The organism is Streptomyces sp. NPDC006174 (genome assembly GCF_040614075.1).
Taxonomy (GTDB): domain Bacteria; phylum Actinomycetota; class Actinomycetes; order Streptomycetales; family Streptomycetaceae; genus Streptomyces.
This window is the reverse complement of the sequence record NZ_JBEXTJ010000017.1, coordinates 83,415-108,230: the sequence shown is the minus strand read 5'-3', so window position 1 is coordinate 108,230 and position 24,816 is coordinate 83,415. Positions and strand designations below refer to the sequence as shown.

The 24,816-nt window shown below is 73.2% G+C and carries 22 protein-coding genes; 12 read left to right on the top strand and 10 right to left on the bottom strand.

The features are described 5' to 3' along the window. Positions 1–38 precede the first annotated feature (38 nt). From ABZ267_RS30385 to ABZ267_RS30370, 4 genes are all read left to right on the top strand, one after another. Complete coding sequence (locus ABZ267_RS30385; protein WP_356753070.1) at positions 39–1,829, top strand: CocE/NonD family hydrolase; 1,791 nt, start codon at positions 39–41, stop codon at positions 1,827–1,829. 108 nt (positions 1,830–1,937) lie between these two features. Next, positions 1,938–2,177, top strand: coding sequence for a LapA family protein (locus ABZ267_RS30380; protein WP_356753068.1), 240 nt, complete (start codon positions 1,938–1,940; stop codon positions 2,175–2,177). A 95-nt stretch (positions 2,178–2,272) separates the two neighbouring features. Further along, positions 2,273–2,854, top strand: coding sequence for a GNAT family protein (locus ABZ267_RS30375; protein ID WP_356753066.1), 582 nt, complete (start codon positions 2,273–2,275; stop codon positions 2,852–2,854). Positions 2,855–2,886: 32 nt separating this feature from the next. Next, the gene (locus ABZ267_RS30370) at positions 2,887–3,783 is read left to right on the top strand and encodes an arginase family protein (protein ID WP_356753064.1); all 897 of its coding nucleotides are present in this window, start codon (positions 2,887–2,889) and stop codon (positions 3,781–3,783) included. A 23-nt stretch (positions 3,784–3,806) separates the two neighbouring features. Here the strand turns inward: ABZ267_RS30370 and ABZ267_RS30365 are convergent, their stop codons facing one another. After that, on the bottom strand, positions 3,807–4,160 hold the full coding sequence (locus tag ABZ267_RS30365; protein WP_356753062.1) for a VOC family protein: 354 nt from the start codon (positions 4,158–4,160) through the stop codon (positions 3,807–3,809). A 285-nt stretch (positions 4,161–4,445) separates the two neighbouring features. On the opposite strand from ABZ267_RS30365, the gene ABZ267_RS30360 reads away from it, so the two are divergent. Then, a complete protein-coding gene (locus ABZ267_RS30360; RefSeq protein WP_356753171.1) occupies positions 4,446–4,763 on the top strand; it encodes a GNAT family N-acetyltransferase in 318 nt (105 codons plus the stop codon). Positions 4,764–4,842: 79 nt separating this feature from the next. Here ABZ267_RS30360 and ABZ267_RS30355 read toward each other — a convergent pair whose 3' ends face one another. Together ABZ267_RS30355 and ABZ267_RS30350 are read right to left on the bottom strand one after the other, a co-directional pair. Further along, entirely contained in the window at positions 4,843–5,652 is an 810-nt protein-coding gene (locus ABZ267_RS30355; RefSeq protein WP_356753169.1) for a class I SAM-dependent methyltransferase, read from the bottom strand. A gap of 122 nt (positions 5,653–5,774) precedes the next feature. Beyond that, positions 5,775–7,280, bottom strand: coding sequence for a phosphatase PAP2 family protein (locus ABZ267_RS30350; RefSeq protein WP_356753060.1), 1,506 nt, complete (start codon positions 7,278–7,280; stop codon positions 5,775–5,777). Between the two features lie 198 nt (positions 7,281–7,478). Here ABZ267_RS30350 and ABZ267_RS30345 point away from each other — a divergent pair, with 198 nt between their 5' ends. Further along, on the top strand, positions 7,479–8,684 hold the full coding sequence (locus tag ABZ267_RS30345) for an aminotransferase class I/II-fold pyridoxal phosphate-dependent enzyme (protein WP_356753058.1): 1,206 nt from the start codon (positions 7,479–7,481) through the stop codon (positions 8,682–8,684). A gap of 66 nt (positions 8,685–8,750) precedes the next feature. Here ABZ267_RS30345 and ABZ267_RS30340 read toward each other — a convergent pair whose 3' ends face one another. Both ABZ267_RS30340 and ABZ267_RS30335 read right to left on the bottom strand, forming a co-directional pair. Then, the gene (locus ABZ267_RS30340) at positions 8,751–9,401 is read right to left on the bottom strand and encodes a DedA family protein (RefSeq protein ID WP_356753056.1); all 651 of its coding nucleotides are present in this window, start codon (positions 9,399–9,401) and stop codon (positions 8,751–8,753) included. Next, entirely contained in the window at positions 9,398–10,180 is a 783-nt protein-coding gene (locus tag ABZ267_RS30335; RefSeq protein ID WP_356899735.1) for an MBL fold metallo-hydrolase, read from the bottom strand. The genes ABZ267_RS30340 and ABZ267_RS30335 overlap by 4 nt, the downstream gene beginning before the upstream one ends. Positions 10,181–10,663: 483 nt before the next feature. On the opposite strand from ABZ267_RS30335, the gene ABZ267_RS30330 reads away from it, so the two are divergent. After that, entirely contained in the window at positions 10,664–12,841 is a 2,178-nt protein-coding gene (locus ABZ267_RS30330) for a phage holin family protein (protein WP_356753167.1), read from the top strand. Positions 12,842–12,899: 58 nt separating this feature from the next. Here the strand turns inward: ABZ267_RS30330 and ABZ267_RS30325 are convergent, their stop codons facing one another. From ABZ267_RS30325 to ABZ267_RS30315, 3 genes are all read right to left on the bottom strand, one after another. Beyond that, complete coding sequence (locus ABZ267_RS30325; RefSeq protein ID WP_356753052.1) at positions 12,900–13,949, bottom strand: LacI family DNA-binding transcriptional regulator; 1,050 nt, start codon at positions 13,947–13,949, stop codon at positions 12,900–12,902. Between the two features lie 33 nt (positions 13,950–13,982). After that, complete coding sequence (locus ABZ267_RS30320; RefSeq protein ID WP_356753050.1) at positions 13,983–14,588, bottom strand: DUF305 domain-containing protein; 606 nt, start codon at positions 14,586–14,588, stop codon at positions 13,983–13,985. Positions 14,589–14,688: 100 nt separating this feature from the next. Next, entirely contained in the window at positions 14,689–15,627 is a 939-nt protein-coding gene (locus ABZ267_RS30315; protein ID WP_356753048.1) for a DUF1996 domain-containing protein, read from the bottom strand. 318 nt (positions 15,628–15,945) lie between these two features. On the opposite strand from ABZ267_RS30315, the gene ligA reads away from it, so the two are divergent. The 4 genes from ligA to secD all read left to right on the top strand — a co-directional run bounded on the left by ligA (position 15,946) and on the right by secD (position 22,530). Beyond that, positions 15,946–18,261, top strand: a complete 2,316-nt coding sequence (ligA, locus tag ABZ267_RS30310) for an NAD-dependent DNA ligase LigA (protein WP_356753046.1) — start codon at positions 15,946–15,948, stop codon at positions 18,259–18,261. A gap of 503 nt (positions 18,262–18,764) precedes the next feature. Beyond that, positions 18,765–19,505: a rod shape-determining protein gene (locus ABZ267_RS30305; RefSeq protein WP_356753165.1), complete on the top strand. Its 741-nt coding sequence runs from the start codon at positions 18,765–18,767 to the stop codon at positions 19,503–19,505. 71 nt (positions 19,506–19,576) lie between these two features. Continuing rightward, positions 19,577–20,185 carry a hypothetical protein gene (locus tag ABZ267_RS30300; RefSeq protein WP_356753044.1) on the top strand — a complete coding sequence of 203 codons (609 nt, stop codon included), beginning with the start codon at positions 19,577–19,579 and terminating at the stop codon, positions 20,183–20,185. A 35-nt stretch (positions 20,186–20,220) separates the two neighbouring features. Further along, on the top strand, positions 20,221–22,530 hold the full coding sequence (gene secD / locus ABZ267_RS30295; RefSeq protein ID WP_356753042.1) for a protein translocase subunit SecD: 2,310 nt from the start codon (positions 20,221–20,223) through the stop codon (positions 22,528–22,530). Between the two features lie 63 nt (positions 22,531–22,593). Here the strand turns inward: secD and ABZ267_RS30290 are convergent, their stop codons facing one another. Next, positions 22,594–23,397 (bottom strand): helix-turn-helix transcriptional regulator, encoded by an 804-nt coding sequence (locus tag ABZ267_RS30290; protein ID WP_356753040.1) that lies wholly within the window; start codon positions 23,395–23,397, stop codon positions 22,594–22,596. Between the two features lie 64 nt (positions 23,398–23,461). Between ABZ267_RS30290 and ABZ267_RS30285 the strand changes: the two genes are divergently transcribed. Then, positions 23,462–23,767, top strand: coding sequence for a 4a-hydroxytetrahydrobiopterin dehydratase (locus tag ABZ267_RS30285; protein ID WP_356753038.1), 306 nt, complete (start codon positions 23,462–23,464; stop codon positions 23,765–23,767). Positions 23,768–23,818: 51 nt separating this feature from the next. Here the strand turns inward: ABZ267_RS30285 and ABZ267_RS30280 are convergent, their stop codons facing one another. Continuing rightward, positions 23,819–24,781 carry a LysR family transcriptional regulator gene (locus ABZ267_RS30280; protein ID WP_356753036.1) on the bottom strand — a complete coding sequence of 321 codons (963 nt, stop codon included), beginning with the start codon at positions 24,779–24,781 and terminating at the stop codon, positions 23,819–23,821. Between the last annotated feature and the right edge of the window lie 35 nt (positions 24,782–24,816).

The following is a 24,816-nucleotide window of genomic DNA, read 5'->3' as shown; positions in this document are numbered from 1 at the left end:
GCGGCCCAGTACTTACCGGTCGGTAAGGTGTCCTCGGTGTGGAGGTCTTCGTGTCAGGTGCTGTTTCCAGCTCGCGCTACTCGCTCGTCGCGGTGGCGGCGGCTGCCCTCGCCGCCCCCCTCGTCCTCTCCGGCCCGGCCCACGCCGAGCCCGCCGCGTACACCGTCACTCCGCTGAAGTTCACCGTCCAGGCGGGCGGCCGCTCCTGCGTGGTCGACGCCGACCTCTACCGTCCCGCAGGCGTCGACGCGGACCGTCCGGCCCCTGCCGTCCTCGCCACCAACGGCTTCGGCGGCTCCAAGTCCGACGGGTCGACCGACGCCATCGGCAAGGCCGTCGCCGCCCGGGGCTATGTCGGCCTCGTCTACTCCGGCCTCGGCTTCGGCAGGTCCGGCTGCCTGATCACCCTGGACGACCCCGCCATCGACGGAAGGGCCGCGAGCGGCCTCCTCGACTTCCTCGGCGGCATCAGGGCCGCCGACGACGGCACCCGCGCGGACTACGTGGTCCGCGACGGCGAGGGCGACCCGCGCGTCGGCATGATCGGCGGTTCCTACGGCGGCGCCATCCAGCTGGCCACCGCCTCCACCGACCCCCGTGTCGACGCCCTCGTCCCGCTCATCACCTGGAACGACCTCGCCTACGCGCTCGCACCGAACAACACCGGAGCGCACACCGGCGTCACCTCCGACACGCCAGGCGTCTTCAAGTGGCAGTGGACCAACGGCTTCTACCTGATCGGCGAAGGCCAGCCGCTCCTCAACCCGAGCCTCGACCCCTCCCGCTTCAACCGGCTCGACTGCCTGCACTTCGCCGCCCAGGCCTGCGAGACCATCCGCCTCCTCAACTCCGGCCGCTTCCCGGCCGACCGGACCCGCGCGATGCTCGACTACGCCCGCAGCGTCTCGCCCGTCTCCTACCTCGACCGGGTCAAGGCCCCGACCCTGATCATCCAGGGCCAGGCCGACAGCCTCTTCAACCTGAACGAGGCCACCGCCACGTACAAGACGCTCAAGGCGCAAGGCACCACGGCCAAGATGATCTGGCAGTCGTGGGGCCACAGCGGCGGCCAGGTGCCGGGCGAACTCGACCTGAGCGAAGGCAATCTGGAGACCAGTTACGTGGGCCGACGGGTGCTCGCCTGGTTCGACCGATACCTCCAGAAGAAGACGGACACCGACACCGGACCCGAGTTCTCCTACTACCGCTCCTGGCAGGACGGTTACGGCACGGCGGCCCAACTGCCGGCCCTCTCCCAGCAGATGTACCTCTCCGGCGACGGCAAGCTCGTCGACAACCGCTCCAAGGTGGTCCGCGGCAGCCGCCAGTACACCAACTGGCCCGTGCCGACGAGTCATTCGGAGAGCTCGATCGCTCCGCTGATCGGACTGCCCGACCCGAAACCGTACGACACCAAGGGCACCTACCTCGGCTGGCGCAGCGCCCCGCTCACCGCACCGCTCGATGTGGTCGGCGCGCCGAAGGCCACGCTGAAGGTCGTCTCACCGAAGGCGGAGCGGGTCCAGAACAGCGGCGACGCCTCCGACAAGCTCGTCCTCTTCGCCAAGGTGTACGACGTCGCGCCCGACGGAACCCGGACCCTGGTGAACCGCCTCGTCTCGCCGGTCCGCGTCCCCGATGTCACCCGGCCGTTCACGGTGGAGCTGCCCGGCATCGTCCATCGGTACGAGAAGGGGCACCGGCTCGAGTTCGTGATCGCCGCCAGCGACACCGCGTACTTCGGCAACCGCGGCATCAAGCCCGTCACCGTGGTCAGCGCTCCGGAGGACACCGGCGTACTGGAGCTCCCGGTGGTCCCGGCCGGCTGACCGCCGCCCGTCCCGCTTTCACCCGAACGGCCGAACATCACCGCCCTCCGGGCCCGGCGACGCTCCATGCTGGGGAAATCCGGGGGGCGGCAGCGGAAGGACCGGACCATGAGTCCCAAGGATGTGACGAGCGACGGCAGGCGCGGATCCGGCCTGTGGACCCCGGGGCGCATCGCCGTCGCGGTGCTGGTCGTCCTGGTCATCGTGTTCATCTGCGTGAACACCCAGAAGGTCACCATCCGGGTGCTGATCCCCGAAGTGACCATGCCGCTCTGGCTCGCCCTGCTCGCGATGTTCCTCATCGGGCTGGTCTGCGGCGGCTACCTGTTCCGCCGGAAGGGCAAGTGAGGCCGAGGGCTCATGGGGCCGGGGCGTACGACGGGCACCGGGAGGCAGGCGGGCCCCTCCGTGCCCGGCGTCCGTACCCGTCGTACGCTGGGGCGATGCCCGATCCGAACGGTCACCGGAGCCCGACCGGCCCGTATCTCGCCGAAGGCCCGCGAACGGCGCTGCGCCGCTTCACCGAGGCCGACGCGGACGAGTTCACGGCCCGCGCCCGGGAGAGCCGCACCCTCCACCGGCCCTGGCTCTTCCCGCCGGAGCGGCCCGACACCTACGCCGCGTACACGGCGACCCTCGCCCGCGACCCGGCTCGCGAAGGCTTCCTGATCGTCGAGCGCGGCGGTGACAGGGGCGGCGCGGACGGGGCCATCGCCGGGTTCATCAACATCAACAACATCGTCCTCGGCGGCTTCCGCTGCGGCTCCCTCGGCTACGGGGCCTTCGCCCACGCGGCCGGGCGCGGCCTGATGGGCGAAGCGCTCGAGCTCGTCATGGAGCTGGCCTTCGGACCGCTCGGCCTGCACCGCCTGGAGGCCAACATCCAGCCCGGCAACGCGGCCTCCATCGCCCTGGTCCGGCGGGCCGGATTCCGGCTGGAGGGGTTCTCGCCGGACTTCCTTTACATCGACGGCGCCTGGCGCGACCACGAACGCTGGGCGATCACCGCGCCGGCCCCCGCTTGAGGCGGCCCGGAACGGCGGCGAGGATGGACCCTATGAGAACGATCGTGGTCCTCGACGCCCCCTCCAACCTGGGCCTCAGGCCCCCCGCACCCGGCACCGTCCCCGGCTGCTACAAGCTGGCGGGCGCGCTGCGGGAGCAGCGGATCGTGCAGCGGATCGGCGCGCTGGAAGGCGGAGTGGTGGTGCCGCCGCGCTACGACCGAGGCGACTGGCGGGCGGGCGACGGGGTCTTCAACGCCGCCGCCATCGCCCGCTACACCCGCACCCTCGCCGACCGCATCGAAGGACACGTACGGTCCGGAGAGTTCGCCCTGGTCCTCGGCGGCGACTGCTCCATCCAGCTCGGCGCCGCCCTCGCTCTGCGCCGCCTCGGCCGGTACGGGCTCGCCGCCGTCGACGGGTCCGCCGACTTCCGGCACGTGGGCAACAGCGACCATGTCGGCGCCGCGGGCGGGGAGGAGCTGGCCATCGCCACGGGTCGCGGCCAGGCGGACCTCAGCGACCTCGAAGGGCTCCGGCCCTACCTCAAGGACGAGGACGTCCGCCTCTTCGGCATGCGCGACGAGGACGAGGACCAGGCCGAGCTGGCCGCGCTGAAGATCCCCAACGCGACCGTCGGCCAGATCCGGGAGTGGGGCGCCGCCGAGCTCGCGCGGGCCACGGTGGAGAGCCTGGAGACGCCCGTACTGGACGGCTACTGGGTCCACCTGGATGCCGACGTCCTCGATCCGAGCGTCATGTCCGCCGTCGACAGCCCCGACGACGGCGGTTTGATGCCGGACGAACTCGCTTCGCTGCTGCGGACGTTGGTCTCCTCGCCGCGCTGCGTCGGGCTCAACGTCACCATCTACGACCCGGACCTCGACCCGGACGGCACCGCCGGCGCTCTGCTCGCCGACCTCGTCGTCGGGGCTCTCGCGCCGGTCTGACGCGGCTGCCCCGGCCGGACCGGTCAGACGGTGACGTTCCGGTCCACGTACTCGAAGATCGAGCCGTCCGGGTGCAGCGCGATCAGGTTGCGGCCCGCCGGGGTCGGCACCGGCCCCGCGACGATCCGCGCACCCGCCCGGGCCAGCGCCGCCTCGGCCTCGTCGACATCCTTCACGGCGATGGTCGCGCCCACCTTGCGCAGCACCTCCAGCTCCGACTCGGGCCCGCTCATCAGCAGGAAGCAGCCGATCGCGGCGACCGACACGCCACCACGCTCGAAGCGCTGGGCCGGAGTGCCCGTCAGCTCCTGGTAGAAGGCGACCGCGGCCTCCAGGTCGTCGACACAGATACGCAGCGTGGTTCCGAGGATCTCCATGCGTACGAGGGTAGTTGGCGTCCGCATCGCGCGTGATCGATTCCGCTCCGGTCCGGTCCGCCGGCATGCGGCTGCCGGTCTGCGGGCGCGGTGCGAGGGTCACGCCATGGAACGGCGTACGCCCGTTGACGTGACCGTCCGGCCCTACCGGCCCGAGGACCGGCACACCATCGCCCGGATCCACGACACCGCGCACCTGGACGAACTGCGCGGTACGGTCGGCGTGGAGGCCCTCCTCACGCCGGCGGAGACGCATGAGGAGGAGCGGCTCTTCGACGGCGGGCTCTGGGTGGCCGAGGCGCGGGACGGCACGGGCCCGGAGCCGGAGGTGGTCGGCTTCGCCGTTTCGCGGACGCCGAACCGACCTGGCTGTACGTCGATCCCGGCCGCTACCGTCAGGGTGTCGGCCGGGTCCTGCTGCGCCATGCGCTGGCGGCCGACGACTCCGCCGCGATCGAGTGCACGGTTCCGGCCGGGAACGACCACGCCCGCGCCCTGTACGACAGCGCGGGCTTCGTGGTCGTCGGGACGAAGACCGGGAAGCCCGCCGGGAACGAACGTTTCGCGGCGACCGGCCACGCCATGGAGTGGCACCGGCCCTGATGCCCTGTACGTGACCGGTCTCGGCCCGGTCGGCCCCGGCGGCCGGCCCCAGCCCCGAGGCCGCGACGAGCCTCGCACGTCACCCCCGGCAGAGCACCTCGCCGTGCGGGACCATGAACCAGCCGTCGGACTCCTCGCCCCAGCCGCGCCACGCCGCCGCGATGGCCGTCAGCTGTTCGGTGCTCGCCTGGCCGCCCCGTACCGCCAGTTCGGCGTAGACCGAGTCCGTCGTACGGTCCGCCCACAGCCCGCTCCACCAGGCTCGGGTCTCCGGCGTGGCGAAGCACCAGGCGGCGGCGGTCGGCGTGATGTCGGCGAAGCCGGCCTGCCGCGCCCAGGAGAGCAGCATCCGACCGGCGTCCGGTTCGCCGCCGTTGGCGCGGGCCACCCGTCGGTAGACCTCCTGCCACTCCGTCAGCCCCGGGGTCTTTGGGTACCAGGCCATCGCCGCGTAGTCGCTGTCGCGCGCCGCGACCACGCCGCCGGGACGGCAGACGCGCCGCATCTCGCGCAGGGCCTGGACCGGGTCGCCCACATGCTGGAGCACCTGGTGGGCGTGGACGACGTCGAAGGAGTCGTCCGGAAAGTCCAGTGCGTGGACATCGGCGACCGCGAACTCGACGTTCTCCAGGCCGCGTTCGGCCGCCAACGCTGCCGCCTGCTCCAGGATTCCGGTCCCGGTGTCGACCGCCGTCACCCGGCCTGGTGCGACCAGGGCCGCCAGATCGGCGGTGATGGTGCCGGGCCCGCAGCCGACGTCCAACACCGCCATGCCGGGCCGGAGTTCACCGATCAGATAGCCCGCCGAGTTGGCGGCGGTCCGCCAACGGTGCGAGCGCAGCACCGACTCGTGGTGGCCGTGGGTGTAGACGGCGGTCTCTTTCGGCACGACAGCGTCCGGCATGGCGGCGTCCTCTCTCGGTACGGCGGTTGCGCGCTGCGGCCACCGTACGTCGCCATGCCGGATGGTGAGATGGGCGTCTTGATATGTGGACCCGACGCTGGTGGTCGCTACACCGACATCGGGCAGTAGACCGTCAGCGCCTCCGGCAGCTTGTCGATCAGCAACTCGGTTCCGGAGTGGGCCACTTCACCGTCGTACGCGTACGGAGTCCCCGGGGCCAGCCCGGCCAGCCGCACGCGGCGCCGCCGCACCGCGGCGTGGGCGGGAGAGCGGGTCAGAGGGCCGGCCACCGCCGCCGCCAGCAGACGCAGCGCCGGGCCGCGGCCACCGTGCACCACCCGGACGTCCAGCAGTCCGTCCGCCAGGTTGTGGCGCCGGCCGGGCGCCGGGCCGACCCGCTGGAAGAGGCCGTTGCCGACGAACAGCAGCCACAACGGGCGCCTGCGGCCCTGGAGTTCGGCCTCCAAAGGGCCCCGGTCGCGCAGGACGTGGAAGGCGGCGAGCACTCCGGCGGGCCAGCCGCCGATCCGGGACGACCAGTGCTCCCGGGTCCGTACGAGCTCCGGATACACGCCCAGGCTGAAGGCGTTGAGGAAGTAGCCGTCGGCCCCGTCCGGTCCGTTCGGGCCGGGACGGAACCTGCCGAGGTCGACCCGTATGGCGTCGCCCGCCGTGAGCGCGGCCGCCGCCTCCTGGACCGTCTCGATGCCCAGGTCGTAGGCGAAGTGGTTGAGCGTCCCGCCGGGGAAGACGGCCAGCGGCAAGCCGTGCGTCGCCGCGACGGAGGCCGCCAGGTTCACCGTACCGTCGCCGCCGCAGACACCCAGCGCCTTGCCGCGGCCCGCCGCCTTCTCCATGGCGGTGGACAGGTCGGCGGGCGCGCACGCGACCACCTCGGCGAGCGGCAGCGCCTGGTGCACCAGCGACGCGGTCGCGGTGGCCGTGCCGGACGCCTCGTTCACCACCACCACGAGCCCTTTTCCGCGGGGCAGCGCGGGTGCCTCACCGGGCGGCCGGCCGGGCGCAGGCAGCTGACCCCGGGTCGGGACGACCCCGCGCAGGGCGAACGCGGCTCCTACGCCGAGCGCGGCCCCGGCCAGCACATCGCTCGGATAGTGGACGCCGGTGTAGACGCGGGAGGCGGCCACCGCCGCCGCGACAGGAGCGACGACCGCGCCCCAGCCCTTCGACTCCAGAGCGACACCGGTGGCGAAGGCCGCGGCCGAGGCCGCGTGGCCGGAAGGGAAGGAGGTGGTCACCGGCTGCCGCTTCAGCTGCCGCATGACCGGCACCTGATCGAGTATCGGCCGCTGCCGCCGGACCGCGCCCTTGCCGACGGTGTTGATCGCCGCCGAGGCCACGGCCAGCGACGCCACCCCCCGCAGCGCGGCCCGGCGGGACCGGGCGCTGGAGCCGAGGGCCGCGATACCGACGGCCGTCCCGAACCAGAGCAGCCCGTGGTTGGCGCTCCGGCTCAGCTGGGGCAGGAGAGGATCGGCGCCGGGCCAGTGGCGGTCCGCGACGCTGTGGAAGACGGCGAGATCCCGTCCTTGCAGCCAGCCACGCCACCGTTTGGTGACGGAGGAGGTGTTCGAGAGGCTCGATGACGACATGGGCGACATGGCTCAGCGAATACCCGGCCGCTCGCCGCTGAACCAGCAGGCGCGCTGAGAGCCTCACCACGCGACGTCCACGACCGGCACAACGGCCCAGGCTCGCCCGGCTGCGCAATCGAGCGGGCGGCCCGGCCCGAACCTCCGTATAAAGGGCCCAGAGAGCGCCCCGGAGCCGTAGAAGCGGAGGAGGCCAAAATGCACGAGGACCACGGGCCCGTCCGCTACGGCCCGCCCGCCCCCGACCCCGGCCTCCCCGTCCTCCCCGAGCTGGCCGCCGTCCTCACCGCTGCCGCGGACCGCACCCGTCCCGAGCCGCCCGGCGGCGGCCGCGCCCTGCGCGAGGCGGCCGGCGGCTACTGGGACCGGCGCGGGCTCCATGGCGGCCCGGAGAACATCGTGGCCGCCCCCGGCGACCAGCCGCTCCTCCTCGCGCTGATCGCCGCGCACGGCGGCGACGTCCTCATGCCGCGCCCCTGTCCGGCCACCTGGATGCCGCAGGCCCGGCTGCTCGGCCGGCCCGCCTACCAGGTGCCGACGCCCGCCGAGTGCGGCGGCATCCCGGACCCGTACGCCCTGCTGGAGACCGTGCGCCGGGTACGGGCCGAGGGCGGCCGGCCGAAGCTGCTGGTGCTCTCCGTCGCCGACGACCCCACCGCCACCGTCGCCCCGCCCGAGCTGGTGCGGGAGGCCTGCGAGGCGGCGGTCGGCGAGGGCATGCACATCATCAGCGACGAGACCTGGCGCGACACCGTGCACCGGCCCCGCGACACCGTCCTGCTCAGCCCCGCCGAGATGTGCCCCGACGACGTCACCGTCATCAGCGACCTCTGCGGCGCCCTCACTCCGGCCGCCTGGCCGGTCGCCGTCGCCCGCTTCCCGGCGACCGGGCGCGGAGCCGTGCGCCGCGCCCGTACGCTCGACGTCCTGACCGCGCTCGGCGCTCTGGTGGCCGGTCCGCTCGCGCCCGCCGCCGCCCACGCCCTCGCCGAGCCGGAGGCCGTACGGGAGCGGATCCGGCAGGCTGCGGGGCTCCAGGCGCAGGTGGCCGCCGCCGCCCACCGCGTGGTCCTCGCCTCCGGCGCCCTGGCCCGGCCTCCACAGGCGGGCCGCCACCTCTACGCGGACCTCGGCCCGCTCCGGCCCCGGCTGGCGGGCCTCGGCGTCACGGACTCCATGGAGCTGGAGGAATACCTCACCGACCGGCTCGGCGCTCCGACCCCGGGCGGCCACCGCTTCGGCGACGAACTGGGCGCGCTGCGGGTACGCCTCGGGACCGGGGCGCTGCTGGGTGCGACGGCGGAGGAGCAGCGGGAGTCGCTGACGGCGGCGGATCCGCTGGAGCTGCCGCATGTGGAGCAAGCGCTGAGCCGGTTCGCCACGGCCTTCGGCGAGCTGCGGTGAGGCGGATCACCCAGACCGAACGCCGGCGAGCTGCGGTGAGACGCGCCTGACGAGGAGACGGCGACCTCACCCCGTCGCGTCCTGCGTCCCGTGGCCGAACCGTGCGCGCAGCCTCCGCCACACGGCCGGAGCGCCGCTGATCACCACGGTCAGCGCCACCGCCGCCACCACGCCCTGCCACGGCTCCGGGAAGAGCGAACCGCCCAGGATCCCGATCAGCTGGTAGGTCGCCGCCCACGCCAGACACGCCGGCACATCGCCGCGCGCGAACGTCTTGAGCGGCATCTTGCCCAGCAGGCAGGCCAGCATCACCGGGATCCGGCCCGCCGGCACCAGCCGGGACAGGACCAGTACCGTCCCGCCGTGCTCCTCCAGCTTCTCCTGCGCCTGCGCCAGCCGCTCCGGCGCGGCCCGGCGCGTCAGTGCCGCCAGCCACTTCGAACCGTGCTCCGAGCGCACGCCCCGCTGCCCGAGCCAGTACAGACAGACATCGCCCAGGAACGCCGCCGCCGACGCCACCCCGAAGACCAGGAGCAGCGAGAACGGCGACGACTGGTGGAACGCCACCACCGCTGCCGAACTCACCAGCGCCCCGGTCGGAATCACCGGCACCAGCGACCCCAGCGCCACCAGAAGGAACAGCGTCGGATAGCCCACGGCCTGCTGGGTCGACTCGGTGGGCAGCGCACCCACCACCGACTGGACCTCCGGGATCACCGGCGGGCCTCCGGCCGGACGCGCTCGCCGTGGGACAGCAGGTGCACCGCCACCTCGGGCGCCCGGATGCCGGCCTGCCGGACGAACTCGTCACCCGGCCCGTGGAACTCGTGCGGCCGCACGCCGTCGAGCCCGATCGGCCAGTACGTGCCGAAGTGCACCGGCACCGCTGAGCGCGGCTCCAGCAGCCTCAGCGCCTCGGCGGCGCGGGACGGGTCCAGATGGCCGTGCCCGAGGTACGGGCCCCAGCCGCCGACCGGCAGCAGCGCCACATCCACCGCGCCCACCGCCTCCGCCATCTCGTCGTAGAGCCCGGTGTCGCCGGCGAAGTACGTACGGGCCTCGCCCTCGACCACGTAACCGAGCGCCGGCACCTTGTGCGGCCCGACCGGCAGCCGTCGTCCGTCGTGGAGCGCCGGCACCGCCCGCACCCGCACCTCGCGGATCCGTACCTCGTCGCCCGCCCGCACCTCGGTGACCACCAGCCGCCGCCTCCGAAGCAGCATCCGCAGACCGGGCACGGCCGCGACCGCGCCGCTCGGCACGATCAGCCGGGTGCCGGGGACCAGCCGGGACAGCGACGGCAGGTGCAGATGGTCGGAGTGCAGATGCGAGACCAGCACCGCCTCGGCCAGCGCGGCCTGCGGCGGCGGCACCTCGCCACGGCGGCGGCGCAGATGCGCGAAGCGCCGTACGAAGAGGGGGTCGGTCAGCACCCGTACCCCGGAGTCCTCGATCGTGCAGGTGGCATGACCCCACCAGGTGATCTCCACCGGCACGTCCCGCCTCCTCGCTCGGCCGTCGCTCGGCCTTCCGTGACCCGCTGCCCCGGAGCGGCCCGCCCACACCCGTACGAAGAGCGCCGCCACCACGAGCCTAGGGGGTGTCTGGCCGATAAGGCCGGGCTCGCGGGGCCTGGCACCGCACCTCGCGGCGTTGTCGTCGGTCACCAACGCTCCTTCCCCGAGCTCTCAGCTCCGTTCGAGCAGGGGAGACCCCATCCGACTCCCTCCTCCGCCTTGCGATGCACGGCACCGGACCCCGCTCCCTGATCCGGCCTGATCGGCCAGACACCCCCAGCGCCCCCGGCGCCTTCCCACGACCACCCCCTGACCGGGCCCGACGCTGTGAAAAGCTGGGAGCGGGCTCCTGACCGACGGGTCCGCAGCGGAGAAGGCGTGAGGTGGACCGGCGTGGACGAGCGAAGACGGCGTACGCCGGAGCGGCGGACGGCGCGATGGCGTACGACCGGCGGCGCGCTGATGCGGGTCGTCGCGGTCTGGGCGGTCTCCACCCTCACCATGCTCGCGCTCGCCGGCCTCCTGCCCGACTTCCAGCTCCAGTCCGACGACGGCGACACCATCACCCGTACCGCCTTCACGGCGGCCTGGGGTGCCGGAGCGTTCGGACTGCTCTCCGCGCTGGTGTGGCCCGTCCTGGTCAGGGCCCTGCTCATCGTGCCCGCGCTCGTCATGGGCGCGCTGGTCTTCTTCCTCAACGGCTCGCTGCTGCTGATCGCGGTGCGGCTGATCCCGGACGGGCGCGGTGAGGCCGCACCGGAGACCGCTGTCCTCGTCGCCGCCGTGATGTCCGCCGTCGCCTCCGCCACCTCCACCGCACTGGCCGTCCGCGACGACGAGGCCTACCGCCGCAGGCTCTCCCGCCTCGCCGACCGGCGCCGCCGGCGCGGCTCACCGAACACCGTCGGACCCGACCGCGACGGACCGCCCGGCACCGTCTTCCTCCAGCTCGACGGCGTCGGCCACGACGTCCTGGTGCAGGCCGCCGCCGGCGGACTCATGCCGACCGTCGCCGGCTGGCTCGCCGACTCCTCCGGCCACCGCCTCACCCCGTGGCGTACCGACTGGTCCAGCCAGACCGGCGCCAGCCAACTCGCCATCCTGCACGGCTCCAACCACGACATCCCCGCCTTCCGCTGGTACGAGAAGGAGACCGGCACCGTCATGGTCTCCAGCCGCCCCGCCAGCGCCTTGGAGATGCAGCGCCGCGCCATCGCCCGCACCCGGGACGGCGGCCTGCTCACCATCGACGGCGCGAGCCGCGGCAACCTCTTCAGCGGCGGCGCCGGACAGCTCGCCCTGGTCCTCTCCATGGCCGCCCGGCGTGGCAAGGGCCGGCGCTCCCGCTCCGGGTACTTCGCCTACTTCTCCGACCCGGCCAACGCCGTCCGTACCGCCCTCTCCTTCGCCGCCGAGGTCGGCCGCGAGATCGGCCAGTCGACCCGGGCCCGCGCCCGCAAGGACACTCCACGGGTCAAGCGCGGCGGCCTCTACCCTTTCATCCGGGCCTTCGCCACCGTCGTCGAACGCGATGTCGTCGTCTCCGCCGTCCTCGGCGACATGTTCGCCGGCCGCACCGCCGTCTATGCCGACCTGGTCGCCTACGACGAGGTGGCCCACCACTCCGGACCGCACAGCCGGGACGCCGAGAAGGTCCTGCAGCGCCTCGACCGCTCGCTCGCGCTGATCGCCAAGATCGCCGACCACACTCCGCGTACGTACCGGATCGTGCTCCTCTCCGACCACGGCCAGAGCCCCGGCGAGACGTTCGCCGGACGGTACGGGCTGACGCTCAAGGACCTCGTACGGGCCGGCTGCGGCCTCCCGGTACCGCGCCGGGCCCGCGGCACGCACAGCGCCTCCGAGGCGCGCGACGCGGTCCGGATCGCTCTGCACCGCCCGCCCGTCGAGGTCGAACCGGAGGCGGAGCACGCCGCCAAGCACTCCGAACCGATCGTGCTGGCCTCCGGCAACCTCGGCCTGATCTCCTTCCCCGACATCGAGGGCCGCGCATCCCGCGAACAGATCGACCGCCGCAACCCGGCGCTGCTCTCCACGCTCGCCAACCATCCGGGGATCGGCTTCCTCCTCGTACACAGCGAGGAACACGGCTCCGTGGTGCTCGGGCCGGGCGGAACCGAGGTCCCGGTCGCCGAACTGGCCGACGGCGAGGGCCCGCTCGCGGTCTTCTCCACCGGCGCGGCGGCCGCCGTACGGCGCACCGACACCTTCCCGCACGTCGCCGACATCATGGTCAACTCGATGTACGACCCCGAGACCGGCACCGTGCACGCCTTCGAGGAGCAGATCGGCTCGCACGGCGGCCTCGGCGGCGAGCAGTCCCGGCCGTTCCTGCTGTGGCCGCGCGGGATGACGGACCCGCTCGACATCGTGGCCGCCGAGGCGGCGGACGGCGCGCCGGCACCACCGGGCGGCGGGCTGGTGGGCGCGGAGGCGGTGCACCGGGTGCTGAACCGCTGGCTGGTGGAGTTCTCCGGCCCGCAGGTGCCGGTGCGGACGGAGGGCTTCACGGGAGCGGCGCGGGTGGACGAGCCGTTGTCAGGCGAGGGAGCGCTCGTGAGGCCGGAGGCGCGGACTCCGGTGCTCCGTGAGATCCCGCTGCCGGAGACACCGGGCTGAGCGCCTCTCTGCTGAGCGATTCGCGGCTCAGCACTCCCGGCTACGCAGCGTTCCCGGCTCAGGCCGACTGCCGTCGTACGAGCGTCGGCGGGAAGACGACGGAGGGCGACGGGCCGCCGGGGCCGCCGATCTGCTTCAGCAGCAGCCGGGCCATCTCCGCCGCCATCTCCTCCACCGGCTGCCGCACGGTGGTCAGCGGCGGATCGCACGCGGCCGCCGCGCTGCTGTCGTCGAAACCGACCACGGCCACATCGGACGGCACATCGCGGCCGGCCCGCTGCAGCACCGGCAGCGCGCCGAGCGCCATCAGGTCCGAGGCGATGAACACCCCGTCCAGACCGGGCTGTTCCGCCAGCAGCCGGCGCATCGCCGCCGCGCCGCCCAGGTGCGTGAAGTCACCTTCGGCGCAGGCCACGTCCTCGATGCCGTGCGCGGCGAGCGCCTCCAGGAAGCCGGCCAGCCGGACCTGGCCCGCGGGCCGGTCCTGCGGCCCGGAGATGGTCCCGATACGGCGCCGCCCCAGCGCGGCCAGATGGTCGGCCGCGAGCCGCGCCCCGGCCTGCTGGTCGACCTCCACATAGGCCAGCGACGACGGCTGCGGCGGGCGGCCCGCGAGCACGGCCGGCAGCCTGGTCTCCTGGAGCAGACCGGGCAGCGGGTCGTCCGCGTGCGAGGTGACCAGGACGACGCCGTCGACGTGTCCGTGGCGCAGATAGGAGAGCAACTGGGTACGGGAGGTCTCGTCGTCGGCCAGCATCAGCACCATCTGGATGCCCGCCGGACGCAGCACCTCCAGGAGCCCGCTGACGACCCGGCCGAAGTAGGGGTCGGAGAACATCCGGCCGGCGAACGGCTCGGAGACCGGCCGCCGTTCACGCTCCGAGATCACCAGCGCCACCGAGTCGGTACGCCGGGTCACCAGCGAGCGCGCGGCCCGGTTGGGCACGTACCCGGTCGTCGCCACCGCCTCCTCGACCACGGTGCGCAGGGCGGGGTCCACCGTGGTGGCTCCGTTGATCACCCGTGACACGGTGGCCCGTGAGACACCGGCCACGGCCGCCACGTCCTCCAAGGTCGGGCGTACGGGCGGCTCCACTTCGGCTGTCATGCAGCCCTTTATACCCGCAGCCCAGGACACCGGTCAGCCGAGGGCCCGTCCTGCTCCCGGGAGCCCTTCCAGCTCGGCGAGCGCCGCCTCGCGTGCCGTGACCAGGACGGCGGCCAGCCGCTTGGCATCCGCTCGGGCGCCCGCGGTGATCTCGGACCGCGACACCTGTGCGGAGTGGCGCAGGTGGTCGCGGATCCGGGCCAGGAAGAGCCGGTCGAACGCGGCTCCCTCGGCCGCCTTCGCCGCTGCGAGGTCCTGTTCGGTCACCATGCCGGGCATGGCGTGGCCCGCGTGCACATCGGTGTCGGGAAGGCCCATCCGGGCCAGCAGGGGCCGCAGCCGGCCGAGTTCGGCTTCCTGGCCGCCGCGCAGCCGGCTCGCGAAGGCGCGGACCCGGGGCTCGGTGGCCCGGTCGGCGGCGAGGGTGAGGAGGGCCACGGCCTTCTCGTTCATCGGGGTCATGAGCTGGACCCAGGCGGCGTCGGTGGGGGTGGCTTTCTGTACGACGGAGGCGGAGGGAGAGGGAGCGGGAGCGGCTGTGGGCTCCGTCGTGGAGGAGCAGCCGGTCGCGGCGGTCAGCGCCAGCAGGGCCGGGAGGGTCAGTGCGACGAGCGACCTGGCCGGGGTGGAGCGGCTCATGAGGTGTCCTGGACCGGGTGGGGGTGCCGCCCCGGAGCCTGGGCCCCGGGGCGGACACCGGTGGACGGGTGGGTGGGTGGATGGGTGAGGTCGGGTCGGGTCAGGGAGTGCCGTCGAAGCCGCACTTCACGATGGCGTTGATGCAGTCACGTACGCGCTGCGCCAGCTCCTCCTCCGGCCATACGTTGAAGAAGTCGCCGTGCATCGTGTATCCGGGGCCCGACGCCAGCCGGAAGCGGGCCGGGTCGCCGCTGACCGGATAGCGCAGCACCTGCCGGAGCTTGGGCACCGGAACCGGGTGGGTCGAGGGGCAGCCGCCGGCCACGGGGTAGGCCATGTGGCTCTTGTGGTCGGCCGAGTCGAGGTCCGTGCCGTTCCAGCACTGCGGGAAGTCCAGGTAGGACTCCAGCATCGTGCCGGCCGGACAGTTCACGAAGTTCTGCGAAGGGTTGACGTGACCGGCGTGCAGGCAGGACCAGCGGGCGATGGTGTTGTCCTGCGGCCCGGCCGCCTTCGCGTTGCCCGCCACGATGCGCAGGCCCTTGGGGAAGGGCTGGATCTGTCGGATGACGTCGTCGCGGACGCCTTCGCCGAGGTAGTAGAAGGTGGTCCCGGTCGGCTCCACCTCCCGGTCGCCGTCGTACAGGGTGGGCACCCAGTACGAGGAGAGGTCGGTGTCGGGGGAGCAGGTGGTGCGGCCCTTCTCCAGCGACGCCAGGTCCGAGTTCCCGTTGGTGGTGTCGTTGCCGAAGAAGCTGTGCATGTGGGAGGCGCCCGGCAGACCCGGGAAGACGATCGGGTCGTCGGGGGCCCGGTGGGTGTACGGGCACTCCGCCAGGAACTCGGCCACCCGCACCACGTCGGCGGCGGCCTCGGGCGCGAACTCGGCGGCGGCGCGGTCGCCCGCGGCGTTGCCGATGTTGGCCTGGACGAGGGAGAGGGTGAGGGCCGCGGCGGCGAGCCCGGCGACTCTGTAGCGCCAGGACCGAGGGGAGCGTTGGCGGCGGTGTTCGCTTCTGGGTCGGTTTCGGAAGAGCACGGCACTCCTGTTCGGAAGTGGGGGGAGATTCCTTGGCTGTGCGAGAGAGCGCTCTCTGCTTGGAACGTAAGAGTGCCGCCTGTACATGTCAAGAGAATGCGCCATTACTGCAACAAGCGTGTGTGCGACGGAATTTGAAGGATGGAGAGATGGAGGTGTGATGGGAGAGCGCTCTCCTTTGTGACCTTTGGAGTCTCCGGTTCCGCGCCGTGCCGGGGAGACCGGCCACGGTGAGCGAGTGACGGGTGGGGCGTCGGTGGCGGGGTCCGGGTGGTGCTGTCGAGGGCGTTGTCAGTGGTGGGCGGCAGGATGGTGGTCATGACGAACTCAGCCGCTGTGCTCGCCGATGCCGCCGCCTATGCCGCCGCGGTCGAAGAGGCCTCCCAGGCCGCCGCCGCGTACTACGCCACGGGCGAGAGCACTCTTGACGACGACGCGTACGACCGGCTGGCGCGCGGGATCGCCGCGTATGAGGCGGACCATCCCGACGAGATACACGAGTCATCACCGACCGGGAAGGTGGCGGGCGGTGCCGCCGTCGGCGATGTTCCGCACACGGTGCCGATGCTCTCGCTGGACAACGTGTTCTCGGCCGAGCAGTTCGCGGCGTGGACCGCGTCGCTGGAACGGCGGATCGGCAGACCGGTCGCGGCGTGGAGCGTGGAGCCTAAGCTCGACGGCCTCGCGGTCGCCGCCCGTTATCGCGACGGTCGCCTGGAGAGGCTGATCACGCGGGGTGACGGTACGGCGGGCGAGGACGTCTCGCACGCGGCGGCCGCGGTCGTCGGACTGCCCGAGCGGCTGGACGCACCGGTCACGCTGGAGGTGCGCGGCGAAATACTCATGACGAACGAGCAGTTCGAGCTGGGCAACGCGACCCGCACGGAGCACGGCGGCGCCCCCTTCGCCAACCCGCGCAACGGAGCGGCGGGCACTCTGCGCGCCAAGGACCGGGCGTACCGGGTGGAGACCACGTTCTTCGCTTACGGCGCCCTGCCGCTCGCCGAGTCGGGAGAGCTCGCCGCGACCCTCAGCGAGCTGCCGCACAGTGAACTCCTCGCGTACGTCGCCGGGCTCGGCGTGCATACGGCCGCGGCCACGGAGGTGGCCCCGCTCCGGGTGACCACCGTGGAGGAGGTGCAGACGCGGGTGGCGGAGATAGGCGCCCTGCGGGCCGCGCTGCCGTTCGGCATCGACGGGATCGTGATCAAGGCGGACCTCGCCGCCGACCGGCGCGAGGCCGGTTCCGGCACCCGGGCGCCGCGCTGGGCCATCGCCTACAAGCTCCCGGCCGTGGAGAAGATCACCCGCCTGCTCTCCGTCGAGTGGAACGTGGGCCGTACCGGCATCATCGCGCCGCGCGCCGTCCTGGAGCCGGTCGAGATCGACGGTTCCACCGTCGGGTACGCCACGCTCCACAACCCGGCCGACATCACCCGCCGCGATCTGCGCCTGGGCGACCACGTGATGGTCTACAAGGCGGGCGACATCATCCCGCGCATCGAGGCCCCGGTGGCCCATCTGCGGACCGGCGACGAGACGCCGATCGTGTTCCCGGCGAGCTGCCCGCAGTGCGGTTCCGAGATCGACATGAGCGAGCAGCGCTGGCGCTGCACCCGCGGCCGCGACTGCCGCCTGGTCGCCTCCGTCTCGTACGCCGCCGGCCGCGACCAGCTCGACATCGAGGGCCTCGGCGACACCCGGGTCGTCCAGCTCGTCGACGCGGGCCTCGTCACGGACTTCGCCGACCTGTTCACGCTGGAGCGCGAGCAGTTGCTGGCCCTGGACCGGATGGGCGAGACCTCCACCGACAATCTCCTCGCCGCCATCGAGACCGCCCGCGCGCGCCCGCTGTCCCGGGTCTTCTGCGCCTTGGGCGTACGGGGGACGGGGCGCTCGATGTCCCGCAGGATCGCGCGGTACTTCGCGACCATGGACCACATCCTCGCCGCCGACGCCGAGTCGCTCCAGCGGGTCGACGGCATCGGCAAGGAGAAGGCCACGGCGGTGGTCGAGGAACTGGTGGAGCTGGCCCCGCTGATCGAGAAGCTGGTCCGGGCCGGCGTGACGATGACGGAGCCGGGTGCCACTCCGCCGCCGGAGCCCGGCACGGAGGCGCAGGGCGGCGGCGCGGCCGGTGCGGAGCTGCCGCTGGCGGGGATGAAGGTAGTGGTCACGGGGGCCATGACCGGAGCGCTGGAGAAGCTGTCGCGCAATCAGATGAACGAGCTGATCGAGCGGGCGGGCGGCAAGTCGTCCTCCAGCGTCTCCGCGCGCACGAGCCTGCTGGTCGCCGGGGAGAAGGCCGGGTCGAAGCGGACCAAGGCGGAGGGGCTCGGCATCAGGATCGCGGCACCGGAGGAGTTCGCGGAGCTGATCGCGGACTTCCTTGCGGAGGGATCGGGGCCGGAGTCGGATGGCGCAGCCGGTGAGGTCGTGGTGGTGGCCGCTGGAGAGGTCGCGGTGGCCGAGGACGTCGTGGTGGTGGCTGCCGGAGAGGCGGTTGAGGCGGCGGTGACCGCGGCTGTTCTGGCGTCGGCGGAGAAGCCGGCGGCGGCCATATGCGCCGAAGAGGCGGCGAGCAGCACGGAGACCGGCAAGCCCGCACAGTCGGCGGAGGTCGTCGAGGTCTGAGACGGCCCGGGGTCCGGAGGCGGGCAGTGCGGCCCAGGGCACCTTGGAATCCGCGAGGAAGTGGCTTTCCCTCACCCGGTATTGCATAGTGAGGGCTTGGTCATGCCTCGCTATCAGCGGGCCGATGGGTGCGTGGACGGCTGCGGATGGCCGGCCGGGGGTGAGGGGCGATGCGTTCTCCGTACGACGGACAGCGACGCGGTCGCGCCGTCCCCCAGCCGGGTCGGCCCGGCGGTGAGCACCCGGGACCGGCGCACCACGACTCTTCGGCCACGCGCGGGACCCTCCGGTCCGGCGAAGAGCGCGGGCCGCTCGGCGAGGGATCCCGCCCGTCCGGCGAGGGTCCCGGACCGCTTCGTGACGGAGGCGGCGTCGGGTGGTCCGGGACCGGGCGCGAGCCCGGGGCGCTCCGGGTGCGCCACGGACACCGTCGGCTCGGCGGCAGGACCGTGGCCGCCCGGGGACTCGCCCTGGACCTCGGCAGCTCCGGCACCCGCGCCTGGGTGCCCGGCCACGGCCTCGTCACCGACCCGCTCCTCGGCGGCGGCAGCGGAAGCCTCCTCGACGGCCCCGACCTCGCCTTCGACGCAGACGGCGAGCGGCCCGTCCGGCGCGGGCGCATCGCCGACCCCGAGTCCTGCGCGCGGCTCCTCGGCCGCATCGTCGACGCGGCCCTCGGGCCGGACCGTACGGACAGCGTGATCGTCCTCAGCCACCCCGTCCTCGCCGGTGCCGTCCACCGCAACGCCGCGCGGGAGCTCCTCGCCGGGCTGGGTCCGACGCGTGTCCTCGTCCTCAGCAGCGCCCGGGCCGCCGCCGCGTACGCCGGTCCGCGCGACGCCGGCCCGCTGCTCGTCGTCGACATGGGCGCCGAGCTGACCGAGGTCACGCTCCTCGTCGGCGGCCGGATCGCCGACGCCCGGCAGGCCGAGAGCGGGCTCAGCGACCTGGACCCGGCGACGCTGCCCGCCACCTTGGTCGGTACGGTCCTCGACATGGTGAAGTCCATGTGGCGCCAGGACCGGCACGGCGCGATCCGCGGCGCCCTGCGCAAGGGCCCGGTGCTCGCCGGCGGCGGCGCGCTCCGCCCCGACGTCACCGACCGCCTCGCGCGGTGCCTCGGCACGCCCGTGCGGCTGGCGGAGGACCCGTCGACCACCGTCGTGCGCGGTGCCGGACGGATCCTCAGCTCCGTGCTCCGCCACGGAGCGACCACCTCCGTCCTGCCGGGCCGACCGAGGTGAACCCGGACCCGGGGCGGGCCCGGGAGAACGCGCTCCCGGTGCGGCCGGGTCCGGCGCGACGGACGCGGAGCGTGCTGGCCGCGCTGGTGCTCGCCGTCCTCACCGTGCTCGGTGGCGCGCCCGCAGCGGGCGCCGCGCTGCCCACCGGCACCTTGGCCGGCCTCGCGTCCACCGTCGCGAACCCGCCGAACACCCGGGCGCCAGCCCCCCAGACCGACCGCACCCCCCAGCCCGGCAACGGCCCCCACCACGACCTCCGCCGCACCCGCACGGCCCCGACCGCCGCCGGCCCCGGCGGCCGTCACGCCCGCGACCAGCAGCCCAACCCGCACCGGTCCACCGTCCGGACCAGCTCCACCGGCCCGCACGTCCACACCCTCCTCCACGAGCGGTCGCCGTCCGCCGACCCGACCTCCCAGACACCTCGGGCCGGCATCAGCCGGGCCCACCTCACCGGCCACGCGCCGCCACCTTCGTACGAAGGTCTGCTGCCGCGCCCGCCCGGCCCGCTCCTGCCGCGCGGCCGTATCGAACAGCCCACCGCGGCCCACCACTCCACGCCCTCCGGCCGCCGCGGCGGCCGGCCCGGTGTGCGCGGTCCTCCGCACGGCACGACCGCCGGTCCCTCGACCGGCCACCGGTCCCGCCGTTCTGCCGATCCGGCGTCGCGTCCTCGCTGAGGTGAGGGCGGCCGACGCCCCACCGGAGGATTTCCATGACTCGCGCCACCACGGTGCGAGCGGTTCTGGCTGCCGCCGTGCTGCTCGTCTCCGTCTTCATCACGCTGACCATGTCACCCAGACTCGGCCTCGACCTCCAGGGCGGCACCCGGATGGTGCTCCAGGCCGAGGACTCCGCCACCGTCGAGGCGGACCGGGAGACCACCGACCGCACGCTGGAGGTCCTGCGCCAGCGCATCGACTCCCTCGGCGTCGCCGAACCCGTCCTCACCCGTTCCGGCGAGGACCGCATCATCGTCGAACTGCCCGACGTCCAGGACCCGCGCCAGGCCGCCGCCGTCATCGGCCGCACCGCCCAGCTCAGCTTCCACGCCGTCCAGGGCGCCGCGCCTCCGGGCGCCGACCCCGAGGCCAGGCCCGGGACCGGTCCCGACCGGCTGATCCTTCCCGACGAACAGGGCACGCGACTCGACCTCGGACCCACCCGCCTCTCCGGAGCCGGTGTCAAGGACGCCACCGCCTCCTTCGAGGCGCAGCAGGCGGCCGGCTGGACGGTGAAGCTCGACTTCCACAAGGACGCCGGCAAGGACTGGACCAAGCTCACCGGTGAGGCCGCCTGCCATCCGGCCGGGGACGAGCGCCGACGCGTCGCGATCGTCCTGGACGAGAAGGTGATCTCCTCGCCCCAGGTCGATCCTTCGGTCGGCTGCCAGGCCGGACTGCCGTCCGGCGGCACGCAGATCACCGGCTCCTTCACCGCGAAGGAGGCCCGCGACCTGGCCCTGCTGATCAAGGGCGGCGCCCTGCCCGTCCCCGTCGAGATCGTCGAACAGCGGACCGTCGGCCCGACGCTCGGCGCCGACGCCATCGACGCCAGCGCTCAGGCCGCGCTCATCGGCGCCACCGCCACCGCCCTCTTCATCACCATCGTCTACCGCCTCTTCGGCGCGCTGGCCGCCGTCGCTCTCGCCGCGTACGGAGTCATCTCGTACGCCGCGCTCGTCGGCCTCGGTGTCACGCTCACGCTGCCCGGACTCGCCGGGTTCGTCCTGGCGATCGGGATGGCGGTCGACGCGAACGTCCTGGTCTTCGAACGGGCCAGAGAGGAGTGCCAGGCCCAGCCGAAACGTTCTCTGCGCTCGGCGCTGACCACCGGCTTCCAGAAGGCGTTCAGCGCCGTCGCCGACTCCAACATCACCACGCTCCTCGCCGCCGGCCTGCTGTTCTTCCTCGGCTCGGGCCCGGTGAAGGGCTTCGGTGTCACGCTCGCCATCGGGGTCCTCGCCTCGATGTTCTCCGCGCTGGTCATCGCCCGCGCGCTCACCGAGATCGCGGCGGGCTCCCGCTTCGTCAGCGACTACCGGGGCATCAACGGCATCGCGCGCCCCGGCAGCGTACGGACCTGGCTGACCCGCAAGGACCCGCAGCTCTTCCGGAAGCCGGTCCAGTGGCTCGTCATCTCCACGGTCCTGGTCGCCGTCGCGGTCGCCGGGATCGTGGTGCGCGGGATCGACCTGGGCGTCGAGTTCACCGGCGGCCGGCTCGTGGAGTACTCCACCAGCCGGCCCGTCGACGTCGAGACCGCCCGCTCCACGCTCGCCGCCGCCGGCTTCGAGGACGCCGAGGTCACCACGGCGGGCGACGGCGACATCTCCGTACGCACCGGAGCGCTCGACAACGACGGCGAGCATGCCCTGCGTACGGCCCTGGCCACCGAGGGCGGTGAGACCACGAAGGTACGGGACGAGCTGATCGGCCCGAGTCTCGGCGACGAGCTGCGGCGCAACGCGCTGATCGCCCTCGGCGTCGCCGTGCTCGTGCAGCTCGCCTATCTGGCGGTCCGGTTCCGCTGGACGTTCGCCGTGGGCTCCGTGGTGGCGATGGTCCACGACGTGATCATCGTCGTGGGCGCCTTCGCCTGGCTGGGACGGCCGGTGGACGGGATCTTCCTGGCCGCGCTGCTCACCGTCATCGGCTACTCGGTCAACGACTCGGTGGTGGTGTTCGACCGGGTACGGGAACTGTGGGGCCGGAACCGTAAGACACCGCTGGCCACCGTCTCCCGCCGGGCGGTCCTCCAGACCGTTCCCCGTACGGTCAACACCGGCATGGGCGCGCTCTTCATCCTGGTCGCCCTCGCGGTGCTCGGCGGCGACTCGCTGACCGACTTCGCGCTCGCCCTGCTCATCGGCATCGTCGTCGGCACCTGGTCCTCGGTCTTCACCGCCGTACCGGCCGCGCTCGTCCTGGAACGCACCACCAGCGCTCCGCCACCGGTACCGGGCAGCACCCGCCGCGCCCGCACACCCCGGCGCGAGCCGCTCGACAACGGAGCGCGCGTCTGACGGTCCCGTACGCCGAACGCGCCCTCTGCTCCGGCCGGTCGAGCCGGGGCAGAGGGCGTACGGCTAGGTGAGGCGCTCGCGGAGATAGGCGGCGGTCGCGTGGTCGGCGGGCAGGAACGTCTCGATGGCCAGCTCCGCCACGGTGACGTCCATCGGAGTGTTGAACGTCGCGATGGAGGCGATGAACGACAGCACCTGGCCCTTGTGCTCGATCACCAGAGGCAGCGCGAACGACGGCGTACGCTCACGGGCGCGGCTCCCGCCGGAACCCTGGTCCGCGACGGGGTAGGCGGCCACCTCCTCGTACAGCGTCCGCAGATCCGGTGACCGTACGAGCGCGATCTGACGTTCCATCTGCGCCAGCAGATCCGCCCGCCACTCCGCCAGGTTCAGGATGCGCGGCGCGAGCCCGGCCGGGTGGAGCGTGATCCGCATGGCGTTGAGCGGCGGCGCGAGCAGCTCCTCGGAGACGCCCTCCATGAGCAGCGCGATGCCCCGGTTGGCCGCCACCACGGTGTACGTGCCGTCGACGACGAGCGCCGGATACGGCTCGTACCCCGCCAGCAGCCGCTCCAGCCCGTCGCGCACCGACGCCATCGCCGGGTCGTCGAGCGGTGTCTGCGCGTAGCGAGGCGCGTAACCGGCGACCACCAGCAGGGCGTTGCGTTCCCGGACGGGGATGTCCAGCTGCTCGGCCAGGCGCAGGACCATCTCTTCGCTGGGCCGCGAGCGGCCCGTCTCGATGAAGGAGATGTGGCGGGCGGAGGAGTCCGCGAGCAGCGCCAGATCCAGCTGGCTGAGCCGCCGCCGCTCACGCCAGCCGCGGAGCAGCGCACCGACCCCCGTGTCGGGGGAGACAGTCGTCATGGGAAGACCGTAACGTCACGGGTCCGGTCGCACGCCGACATCCGAGACCCACGGGAGCCGCTGCATGTCCGCCGAACCGCTGTCGAAGACCGAGACCGAACACCGGCTGGAGTCGCTGCCCGGCTGGGCGCTGGAAGACGACCGGATCACCCGGACCTACCGCCTGCCGTCGCACTTCGCCGCCGCCGCGCTGACCGTCCACATCGCGCGGATCCAGGACGAGCTGAACCACCACTCCTATCTGACGCTCGGCTACAACACCGTGGCGCTGTCCGTCCATACGCACGACGCCGGTGGCAAGGTCACGGAGAAGGACCTGGAGCTGGCCACCCGGGTCGCGGCCGCCGCACCGGCCCACGGCGCGGAGTAGCGGGCCCTTCCAGCTGAGGGGCCCTCCAGCTCAGGACCCGGGCGTGGCCCCTCAGCTCAGCAGCCCGAACCGCGGATTCCCGGCGAGCCACCGCGCGTAACCGGGGCTGCGGGACACGGCCTCCGCGTACGCCGCCCGGGTCTGACCGGCCACCGTCACCGCCGCCGCGTCCGCGGCGGGGGAGTGCGGGTGCCAGCCCAGCAGGTGCCGCCAGCTGAGCGGCGCACCGGCGAGCGGCCGGGTCACCAGGCCCGGGACCGGCGGGAACGTGGCCCGGCACAGTCCGATCGCGCGTCCGACCTGCACCAGATGGACGACGGATGAGGTGTCCGTCTCGTACACGGAGACCGGAGTGAAACCGGCCCGTGCGCAGGCCGTGGCGAAACAGTCCGCGAAACAGCCGTCCCCCGGCACATCGGCCCAGCACTGGTCCGCCAGCGCCGCCAGCTCCAGCTCCTCCTCACCGGCCAGCCGATGGTCCTCCGGAAGCATCACGAAGACCGGGTCCACGCCCACCACCTCCCAGACCAGCCGCTCAGCCAGCGGCGGCGGGCTCTCGCCGCACGTGCCGATCAGCGCGAAGTCCAGGCGCCCGTCGATCGTCAGCGCGGCGATCTCGTCCACCGACCACGAGGTGTACGTGGACACCGGCGCCGCCGGGTGCGCCGTGGCGATCCGGTCGACCAGACCGCCGAGCAGCGGGCCGTGCGTACCGCCGAGCCGGAACCGCTCCAGCGGCCCGGTGGCGTTGGCGAACCGCACCGCCTCCGCCTGGAGCTCGCTCACCGCGGGCAGCACCACCCGGGCCCGCTCCAGCACCAGCTCACCGAGCGGAGTGGCCCGGGCGCCCGTGTGGTCGCGCTCGAAGAGCGTGCCGCCCAAGGCCTTCTCGATCCGCCGCAACTGGGCGCTGAGAGCGGGCTGGGCGAGGCCCAGCGTGGCGGCGGCCTTGGTGAGGCTGCCGGTGTCGGCGATGGCACGGACGGTTCTCAGATGGCGCAACTCCAGCTCCATAAGGGCAAGTTATGGCCACCGGCCCGCCCGGGCAA

Excerpts from the sequence above, each read along its gene's own strand:
- ABZ267_RS30380 (WP_356753068.1), top strand. The coding sequence starts at position 1,938 with ATGAGTCCCAAGGATGTGACGAGCGACGGCAGGCGCGGATCCGGCCTG.
- ABZ267_RS30375 (WP_356753066.1), top strand. The coding sequence starts at position 2,273 with ATGCCCGATCCGAACGGTCACCGGAGCCCGACCGGCCCGTATCTCGCC.
- ABZ267_RS30370 (WP_356753064.1), top strand. The coding sequence starts at position 2,887 with ATGAGAACGATCGTGGTCCTCGACGCCCCCTCCAACCTGGGCCTCAGG.
- ABZ267_RS30365 (WP_356753062.1), bottom strand. The coding sequence starts at position 4,160 with ATGGAGATCCTCGGAACCACGCTGCGTATCTGTGTCGACGACCTGGAG.
- ABZ267_RS30350 (WP_356753060.1), bottom strand. The coding sequence starts at position 7,280 with ATGTCGTCATCGAGCCTCTCGAACACCTCCTCCGTCACCAAACGGTGG.
- ABZ267_RS30345 (WP_356753058.1), top strand. The coding sequence starts at position 7,479 with ATGCACGAGGACCACGGGCCCGTCCGCTACGGCCCGCCCGCCCCCGAC.
- ABZ267_RS30330 (WP_356753167.1), top strand. The coding sequence starts at position 10,664 with ATGCGGGTCGTCGCGGTCTGGGCGGTCTCCACCCTCACCATGCTCGCG.
- ABZ267_RS30325 (WP_356753052.1), bottom strand. The coding sequence starts at position 13,949 with ATGACAGCCGAAGTGGAGCCGCCCGTACGCCCGACCTTGGAGGACGTG.
- ABZ267_RS30320 (WP_356753050.1), bottom strand. The coding sequence starts at position 14,588 with ATGAGCCGCTCCACCCCGGCCAGGTCGCTCGTCGCACTGACCCTCCCG.
- ligA (WP_356753046.1), top strand. The coding sequence starts at position 15,946 with ATGACGAACTCAGCCGCTGTGCTCGCCGATGCCGCCGCCTATGCCGCC.
- secD (WP_356753042.1), top strand. The coding sequence starts at position 20,221 with ATGACTCGCGCCACCACGGTGCGAGCGGTTCTGGCTGCCGCCGTGCTG.
- ABZ267_RS30290 (WP_356753040.1), bottom strand. The coding sequence starts at position 23,397 with ATGACGACTGTCTCCCCCGACACGGGGGTCGGTGCGCTGCTCCGCGGC.
- ABZ267_RS30285 (WP_356753038.1), top strand. The coding sequence starts at position 23,462 with ATGTCCGCCGAACCGCTGTCGAAGACCGAGACCGAACACCGGCTGGAG.
- ABZ267_RS30280 (WP_356753036.1), bottom strand. The coding sequence starts at position 24,781 with ATGGAGCTGGAGTTGCGCCATCTGAGAACCGTCCGTGCCATCGCCGAC.